This window comes from Streptomyces sp. JN8 (genome assembly GCF_055808075.1).
Genome location: NZ_CM147852.1, coordinates 3,622,810 through 3,631,406, shown reverse-complemented (window position 1 = coordinate 3,631,406; position 8,597 = coordinate 3,622,810). Strand labels below are relative to the sequence as shown.

Sequence of the window (8,597 nt, the reverse complement as noted above, 5' to 3'; positions counted from 1 at the left end):
GGGGCCGGAAACTGTGGACAACCTGATTGCGCTGCTCATCGCGGCGCCCCTGCTGGGGGCAGTCGTCCTGCTCTGCGGCGGGCGGCGGCTCGACAAGGCCGGGCACTGGATCGGCACGCTCCTCGCGGCCGCCTCCTTCGCCGTCGGCCTGGCGCTCTTCGCCGACATGCTCGGCAGGAGCGCCGACGACCGGGCCCTGCACCAGCGGCTCTTCACCTGGATCCCCGTCGAGGGCTTCCAGGCGGACTTCGCCTTCCAGCTCGACCAGCTGTCGATGACCTTCGTCCTGCTGATCAGCGGGGTCGGCACGCTCATCCACGTCTACTCCATCGGATACATGGAGCACGACGAGCGCCGTCGCCGCTTCTTCGGCTACCTCAACCTGTTCGTCGCGGCGATGCTCCTGCTCGTCCTCGCCGACAACTACCTGCTGCTGTACTTCGGCTGGGAGGGCGTGGGCCTCGCCTCGTACCTGCTGATCGGCTTCTGGCAGCACAAGCCGAGCGCGGCCACCGCCGCGAAGAAGGCGTTCCTGGTCAACCGGGTCGGCGACATCGGGCTCTCGATCGCCATCATGATCATGTTCACCACCTTCGGCACCTTCGCCTTCGGGCCGGTGCTGGAGTCGACCGGGGAGGCGAGCCAGGGCACGCTGACCGCGATCGGTCTGATGCTGCTCCTCGCCGCCTGCGGCAAGTCGGCCCAGGTGCCGCTGCAGTCCTGGCTCGGGGACGCGATGGAGGGCCCGACCCCGGTCTCGGCCCTCATCCACGCGGCCACCATGGTGACCGCCGGCGTCTACCTGATCGTCCGCTCCGCCGACATCTTCAACGCCGCCCCCGACGCGCAGCTCGTCGTCACCATCGTCGGCGCGGTCACGCTCCTCTTCGGTGCGATCGTCGGTTGCGCCAAGGACGACATCAAGAAGGCCCTCGCCGGCTCGACGATGTCGCAGATCGGCTACATGATCCTGGCGGCCGGCCTCGGCCCCATCGGCTACGTCTTCGCGATCATGCACCTGGTGACGCACGGCTTCTTCAAGGCCGGGCTGTTCCTCGGGGCCGGTTCGGTCATGCACGGCATGAACGACGAGGTCGACATGCGGAAGTACGGCGGCCTGCGGAAGTACATGCCGGTCACCTTCGTGACCTTCGGCCTGGGCTACCTCGCGATCATCGGCTTCCCCGGCCTGTCCGGCTTCTTCTCCAAGGACAAGATCATCGAGGCGGCCTTCGCGAAGGGCGGCACCGAGGGCTGGATCCTCGGCGCGGTCACCCTGCTCGGCGCGGCCATCACCGCGTACTACATGACCCGCGTGATGCTGATGACCTTCTTCGGCGAGAAGCGCTGGCAGAACGACGAGAACGGCAACCCGCCGCACCCGCACGAGTCGCCCAGGTCCATGGTCGTCCCCATGGTGCTGCTCGCCGTCGGCTCCGTCGCCGCGGGCGCGTTCTTCGAGTTCGCCGGGTTCGTCGAGTGGCTGGAGCCGGTCACCGGCTTCGAGCACGGCCACTCGCCGCTCAGCGCCGCGGCCGTCACCGGCGCCACCGTGGCCGTCATGGTGATCGGCGTCGGCCTCGCGTACGTCCAGTACGGACGCAAGCCCGTCCCGGTCGCCGCCCCGCGCGGCTCCCTGCTCACCCGGGCCGCCCGCCGCGACCTGCTCCAGGACGACCTCAACCACGCCGTCTTCGTCCGCGGCGGCACCCATCTGACCCGCTCGCTCGTCTACGTCGACCACTCCCTGGTCGACGGCGTGGTCAACGGCACCGCGGCCTCCGTCGGCGGACTCTCCGGCCGGCTGCGCAAGCTCCAGAACGGCTACGCCCGCTCGTACGCGGTCTCCATGTTCGGAGGTACGGCGGTGCTGATCGCCGCGACCCTGCTGATGAGGGCGGTGTAACTCCCATGTCCTTCCCGCTCCTTACGGTGACGGCAGCGGTTCCGGCGGTCGGTGCGATCCTCACCGCCGCCGTCCCCGCCGCCCGCCGCACCGCCGCCAAGTGGCTGGCGCTGCTCGTCTCGCTCGCCACGCTCGTGCTCGCCGGCCTCGTCTTCGTCCGGTTCGAGCCCGGCGGCGACCGGTACCAGCTCACCGAGTCGTACGCCTGGATCAAGGACTTCGGCGTCCGCTACGAGCTGGGGGTCGACGGCATCGGGGTCGCGCTCATCGCGCTGACCGCGCTCCTCATCCCCTTCGTGATCCTGGCCGGCTGGCACGACGCCGACCCTCTGGAGACCTCCTCCAAGCGGTGGCGCCCGACCCAGGGCTTCTTCGCCCTGATCCTCATGGTCGAGGCGATGGTGATCCTCTCCTTCGAGGCCACCGACGTCTTCCTCTTCTACATCCTGTTCGAAGCCATGCTCATCCCGATGTACTTCCTCATCGGCGGCTTCGGCGACCGCGCCCACGCGGGCTCGGACGAGAACGCGGCGGCCCAGCGCTCGTACGCGGCCGTCAAGTTCCTCCTCTACAACCTGGTCGGCGGCCTCATCATGCTGGCCGCCGTCATCGGGCTGTACGTGGTCGCGGGGAACTTCTCGCTCACCGAGATCGCCGAGGCCCGCGCCAACGGCTCGCTGGAGATGGCGACCAGCACCGAGCGCTGGCTGTTCCTCGGCTTCTTCTTCGCCTTCGCGGTGAAGGCGCCGCTCTGGCCGCTGCACACCTGGCTGCCGAACGCGATGGGGGAGGCGACCGCCCCGGTCGCCGTCCTCATCACCGCCGTCGTCGACAAGGTCGGCACCTTCGCGATGCTCCGCTTCTGCCTCGGCCTCTTCCCCGAGGCCAGCAAGTGGGCCACCCCGGCGATCGTCGTCCTGGCCCTCATCAGCATCGTGTACGGGGCGCTGCTGGCCGTCGGCCAGCGGGACATCAAGCGCCTGGTCGCCTACGCGTCGATCTCGCACTTCGGCTTCATCATCCTGGGCATCTTCGCGATGACCACCCAGGGCCAGTCCGGTGCCACGCTCTACATGGTCAACCACGGCATCTCGACGGCCGCCCTGATGCTCGTCGCCGGCTTCCTGATCTCCCGGCGCGGCTCCCGGCTCATCGCCGACTACGGCGGGGTCCAGAAGGTCGCCCCGGTGCTCGCCGGCACCTTCCTCATCGGCGGCCTCGCGACCCTGTCGCTGCCCGGACTCGCCCCGTTCGTCAGCGAGTTCCTCGTCCTGGTCGGCACCTACGCCCGCTACCCGGTGGCCGGCGTCATCGCCACCACCGGCATCGTCCTCGCCGCGCTCTACACCCTCGTCCTCTACCAGCGGACGATGACCGGGCCGGTGAAGGAGGAGGTCCGGGAGCTGCCCGACCTGCGGGTGCGCGAACTGGCCGTCGTCGTCCCGCTGATCGCGCTCCTGATCTTCCTCGGCGTCTTCCCGAAGCCGCTGACGGACGTCGTCAACCCGGCCGTGCAGCACACCATGTCCGACGTACAGCAGAAGGACCCCCAGCCAGAAGTGGAGGCGGCCAAGTGACTGCATCCGCCGTCGCACCCTCCGTCCACAGCCTGTGGACGACCGCTGCCGAACCGCTGGAGAAGATCCCGGCGCCCCACATCGAGTACCTCCAGCTCTCACCCGTACTCATCGTGCTCGGCGCCGCGGTCCTCAGCGTCCTCGTCGAGGCCTTCGTGCCCCGCAGGGGCCGCTACCACAGCCAGCTCTTCCTCAGCGTGGTGGCGCTCGTCGCCTCCTTCGCCGCCATCGTCGGCCTCGCGGCCGGCGGATACGGCTCCACCAAGGCCCACATCGCGGCCATGGGCGCCATCGCCGTCGACGGGCCCGCCCTCTTCCTGCAGGGCACCATCCTCCTCGCCTCCGTCGTCGCGATCTTCACCTTCGCCGAGCGCAGGCTCGACCCGGCCGACCACGGCCACCGGGTCGACTCCTTCGCCGCCGAGGCCGCCGCCGTCCCCGGCAGCGACCACGAGAAGGCGGCCGTCAAGGCCGGGTTCACCACCACCGAGGTCTTCCCGCTCGCCCTCTTCGCGATCGCCGGCATGCTGGTCTTCCCGGCGGCCAACGACCTCCTGACGCTGTTCATCGCCCTGGAGGTCTTCTCCCTCCCGCTGTACCTCCTCTGCGCCGTCGCCCGCCGCAAGCGGCTGATGTCGCAGGAGGCCGCCGTCAAGTACTTCCTCCTCGGCGCCTTCTCCTCGGCCTTCCTGCTCTTCGGGATCGCCCTCCTCTACGGCTACGCGGGCTCCGTCTCGTACGCCACCATCGCCCAGGTCGTCGACGGCTCGATCGCCACCGTGAACCCGGCGCTCGCCGACACCATGGGCAACGACGCGCTGCTCCTCATCGGCTTCGCCATGGTCCTCACCGGGCTCCTCTTCAAGGTCGGCGCCGTGCCGTTCCACATGTGGACCCCGGACGTCTACCAGGGCGCCCCGACCCCCGTCACCGGCTTCATGGCGGCCGCGACGAAGGTCGCCGCGTTCGGCGCGCTGCTGCGCCTGCTGTACGTGGTGCTGCCGGGCCTCACCTGGGACTGGCGGCCGGTCATGTGGGGCGTCGCCATCGTCACGATGCTGGGCGGCGCGATCGTCGCCATCACCCAGACCGACATCAAGCGGCTCCTCGCCTACTCGTCGATCGCGCACGCGGGCTTCCTGCTCGCGGGTGTCATCGCGGCCACCCCCAGCGGCATCTCGTCCGTGCTCTTCTACCTGGGCGCGTACTCCTTCGTGACCATCGGCGCGTTCGCCGTCGTCACCCTGGTCAGGGACGCCGGCGGCGAGGCCACCCACCTCTCCAAGTGGGCCGGTCTCGGGCGTCGTTCGCCGCTCGTCGCGGCGGTCTTCGCGGTCTTCCTGCTGGCCTTCGCGGGCATCCCGCTGACCTCCGGCTTCTCCGGGAAGTTCGCGGTCTTCAAGGCCGCGGCGGAGGGCGGCGCGGGCGCGCTCGTCGTGGTCGGCGTGATCTCCTCGGCGATCGCCGCGTTCTTCTACATCCGGGTCATCGTGCTCATGTTCTTCAGCGAGCCGAAGGCGGACGGCCCCACGGTCGCCGTGCCCTCGGCCCTGACCACGGTCACGATCGCCGCCGGTGTGGCGGTCACGCTGGTGCTCGGCCTCGCGCCGCAGTACTTCCTGGACCTGGCGAACCAGGCGAGCGTGTTCGTCCGGTAGCTCCGGCCGTACGCGTGAGGGGCCCGGCTCGGGGGCGAGCCGGGCCCCTCGCCGTGCGCGGGGGTGACCGGCCGCCGGTCTCGTGCCATCGTGGGGGCGCCCGCAGTGGTCTGTACCAGTAGAGGAGAGGGGAGCCGCACCATGAGCGGCACGACCGCCTTACCCGGGACCCCCTGCACCGCCCCCCGGGCCGGCGACCCGCCCATGCACCGCCTGGAGGTCCGGCTCCCCGACCGGGTGCCCTTCGCCGCCGGATCCTTCGACGCCGTCGGCCCCATGTCCCGGGCCGCCTTCCCGCACCGCCACACCTTCTACGAGATCGTCCACGTCACCTCCGGCACCGGCACCCACGTCGTGGACCTCGCCCGCTGGGACCTCCGCCCGCCGCACCTGGGACTCATCCTGCCCGGGCAGCTGCACCACTGGGAGGACGCCCGCGGCCTGGACGGCACCGTCGTCCTCTTCACCGAGGACTTCCTCCTCGACCACCCCGGCGACCGGGACCTCCTGCGCCGCCTCGGCGAACGGCCCTGGCTCACCCTCGACGGGCCCGCGCACGCGCGCACCGGCCGGCTGATGGGCGAACTCGTCGAGGAGTACCGGCACGGCGCCGACGGCTTCGCGACCGTCCTGCGCTCCCTGCTGCACGTCCTCCTGGTCCGTACGGCGAGACTGCCCGGCCCCGGCACGCCCGCGCCCCCGCCGGGCAGGCCCGCGGCCGTCGCCGAGGAGTTCGCCCGCCTGCTCGCCCGCACCGGGACGGAGAGCCGGACCGTACGGGAGGCCGCCGAGCTGATCGGCGTCAGCCCGGGCTACCTCGCCGAGGCCGTCAGGGCCGCCACGGGCCGCACCCCCGGCGCCCTGCTCCGCGAGACGCGCTCCCGGGAGGCCCAACGGCTGCTGGTCGGCACGGAGCTGTCGATACGCCAGGTGGCGGCCCGGGTCGGCTTCGACGATCCCGCCTACTTCTGCCGCTTCTTCCGCCGCGAGACCGGCCTCAGCCCCGGGGACTTCCGCAGGTCCCACGAGACCGGGCGCGACGGGCGGGGGCGGGCCGGACGGAAACACCACGACCGCCGTGATCCGTCCATCGAAGCCGGGGCCCGCCCGGCCTAGGTTCGATGCCGACCCCCCTCAGCCCCCACGCGAGGAGCAGGCAGGCATGGACCACGAGACCTCCACCGGGCACGTCACCCGCAAGGCGGTGCTGCGGGCCGCCCTGGCGGCCGGCATCGCCGCCCCCACCGTCCTCACGGGCGTACCGGCGCTCGCCCGGACCCTCACGGCGGGAGGCGCGGCACCCGCGCTCACCCCGGAGTGCGACGACGGCGACGACCCCACCCCGGCGCAGACCGAGGGCCCGTACTTCAAGCCCAACTCGCCGCTGCGGACCAGTCTGCTGGAGGCGGGCACGGCCGGCGTCCGGCTCACCGTGAGCGGCTACGTCTTCGGACTCGCCTGCCGGCCGATAGCCGGGGCCCTGCTCGACTTCTGGCAGGCCGACACCAACGGCGCCTACGACAACACCGGATTCCGGTTCCGCGGGCACCAGTTCACCGACGCGCAGGGCGCGTTCCGGCTGACCACGATCGTGCCCGGCCTCTACCCCGGCCGCACCCGGCACCTCCACGTCAAGGTGCAGGCCCCCGGGCGGCCGGTGCTCACCTCGCAGCTGTACTTCCCGGGCGAGCCCCGCAACAACACCGACAGCATCTTCGACCCCCGGCTCCTGATGACCGTGCGGGACGCCGGCGGAGCGAGGGAGGCGGCCTTCGACTTCGTCCTCAACGTGCCGCAGAACCCCGGCCCGAGCCCGACCGCCACCGCTACCACCCAGCCCCCGGGGGGGAGTTGGGCGGCGGGGACCGCCTACCGGGCGGGCGACCGGGTCACGTACGGCGGCCCGGCCTATGTGTGCCTGCAGGCGCACACGGGCCAGGCCGGGTGGGAGCCGCCGAACGTGCCCGCGCTCTGGCGGGCCGTGTAGCGGTCCGGTCAGGCCGCGGGGGCGATCCTGCCCCGGACCTCGCCCAGGCCCACCCGGGTGCCGTCCGGGCCCGGTGCCCAGGCCGTCAGCACGACCTCGTCGCCGTCCTCCAGGAACGTCCGCTTGCCGCCCGCGAGTTCGATCGCGTCACGGCCGTTCCAGGTCAGTTCCAGCAGCGAACCGCGCTGGTTCACCTCGGGCCCGGACACCGTCCCCGAGCCGTACAGGTCGCCCGTGCGCAGCGAGGCGCCGTTCACCGTCATGTGGGCGAGCTGCTGCGCGGCCGTCCAGTACATGGTGGAGAACGGCGGCTCGGCCACGACCTCGCCGTTGATCTCCACCGTGATCCGCACGTCGAAGCCGCCCTGCTCCTCCTCGCCCGCGTCGTCCAGGTAGGGGAGGAGCGGGAGGTCGCGGGCGGGCGGGGCGGTCCGGGCGGCGTCCAGCGCCTCCAGGGGCGTCACCCAGGCCGCCACCGAGGTCTGGAACGACTTGCCCAGGAACGGGCCCAGTGGCACGTACTCCCAGGCCTGTACGTCCCGCGCCGACCAGTCGTTGAGCAGCGTCAGACCGAAGACGTGCTCCCGGAAGTCCGCGAGCGGGACCGGCCGGCCCAGCTCCGACGGGGTGCCGACGAGGAAGCCGACCTCCGCCTCGATGTCCAGCTTCACCGAGGGCCCGAAGACCGGGGCCGGGTCCGTCGGCGCCTTGCGCTGCCCCGAGGGGCGCACCACGTCGGTGCCGGAGACGACGACCGTGCCCGCGCGACCGTGGTAACCGATCGGCAGGTGCTTCCAGTTGGGGGTGAGCGCGTCGCCGTCGGGGCGGAAGATCCGGCCCACGTTCGTCGCGTGGTGCTCGCTGGCGTAGAAGTCGACGTAGTCCGCGACCTCGTAGGGCAGGTGCAGCGTCACCGCGTCGAGCGGGTGCAGCAGCGGCTCGATGTCCGCCCGGTGCGCGGGCACCGTCACCCAGGCGGTGAGCGCCCTGCGGACGTCGCGCCAGGCGGTCCGCCCCGCCGCGAGGAGGGGGTTGAGGCTCGGCCGGTCGAGGAGCGCCGCGTACGGGGAGCCGAGCGCGTGCGCCGCGGCACCCGCGTCCAGCACGTGCCCGCCGATCCGGACGCCGAGCCGGCGCCGGCCGGGCTCGTCGGCGGTGGAGAAGACCCCGTACGGGAGGTTGTGCGGGCCGAAGGGGTCGCCCTCGGCCAGGTCGAGCGGGCTGTGCTCGGGCATCGGTGCGTGCCTCGCTTTCCACGTGTGTGGGGGACACGTTACGGGTCGCGCCGTCCGGCGTGGATGACATGGATCACACAGAAAGTGCGGCCTCCGTGGGCAACTGTCCGCCTTTGTGGACATTCGGTGTCGGGGGCTCGTCGACGGCCGTTCCGAGCTGCGAAAACGGGCCTCCCGTACGGGCGTTCCGGGCCATACGATCACGGTGGTAAGCGCCGCGTGAGGTTGCCGCAG

6 protein-coding genes are annotated in these 8,597 nt (G+C 71.6%); 5 read left to right on the top strand and 1 reads right to left on the bottom strand.

Annotated features, from left to right (window positions below; all coding sequences use genetic code 11):
* Positions 1–13: 13 nt before the first annotated feature.
* The 5 genes from nuoL to ACY0MR_RS15730 all read left to right on the top strand — a co-directional run bounded on the left by nuoL (position 14) and on the right by ACY0MR_RS15730 (position 7,128).
* Entirely contained in the window at positions 14–1,906 is a 1,893-nt protein-coding gene (gene nuoL, locus ACY0MR_RS15750) for an NADH-quinone oxidoreductase subunit L (protein ID WP_473561248.1), read from the top strand.
* Between the two features lie 5 nt (positions 1,907–1,911).
* Entirely contained in the window at positions 1,912–3,483 is a 1,572-nt protein-coding gene (locus ACY0MR_RS15745) for an NADH-quinone oxidoreductase subunit M (RefSeq protein ID WP_361855155.1), read from the top strand.
* Positions 3,480–5,141, top strand: a complete 1,662-nt coding sequence (gene nuoN, locus ACY0MR_RS15740; RefSeq protein ID WP_473561246.1) for an NADH-quinone oxidoreductase subunit NuoN — start codon at positions 3,480–3,482, stop codon at positions 5,139–5,141. The genes ACY0MR_RS15745 and nuoN overlap by 4 nt, the downstream gene beginning before the upstream one ends.
* Positions 5,142–5,282: 141 nt before the next feature.
* On the top strand, positions 5,283–6,257 hold the full coding sequence (locus tag ACY0MR_RS15735) for a helix-turn-helix transcriptional regulator (RefSeq protein WP_404079485.1): 975 nt from the start codon (positions 5,283–5,285) through the stop codon (positions 6,255–6,257).
* 46 nt (positions 6,258–6,303) lie between these two features.
* Positions 6,304–7,128, top strand: coding sequence for a dioxygenase family protein (locus ACY0MR_RS15730; protein ID WP_473561243.1), 825 nt, complete (start codon positions 6,304–6,306; stop codon positions 7,126–7,128).
* Between the two features lie 8 nt (positions 7,129–7,136).
* Here ACY0MR_RS15730 and fahA read toward each other — a convergent pair whose 3' ends face one another.
* On the bottom strand, positions 7,137–8,363 hold the full coding sequence (gene fahA / locus ACY0MR_RS15725) for a fumarylacetoacetase (RefSeq protein ID WP_361855144.1): 1,227 nt from the start codon (positions 8,361–8,363) through the stop codon (positions 7,137–7,139).
* Positions 8,364–8,597 lie beyond the last annotated feature (234 nt).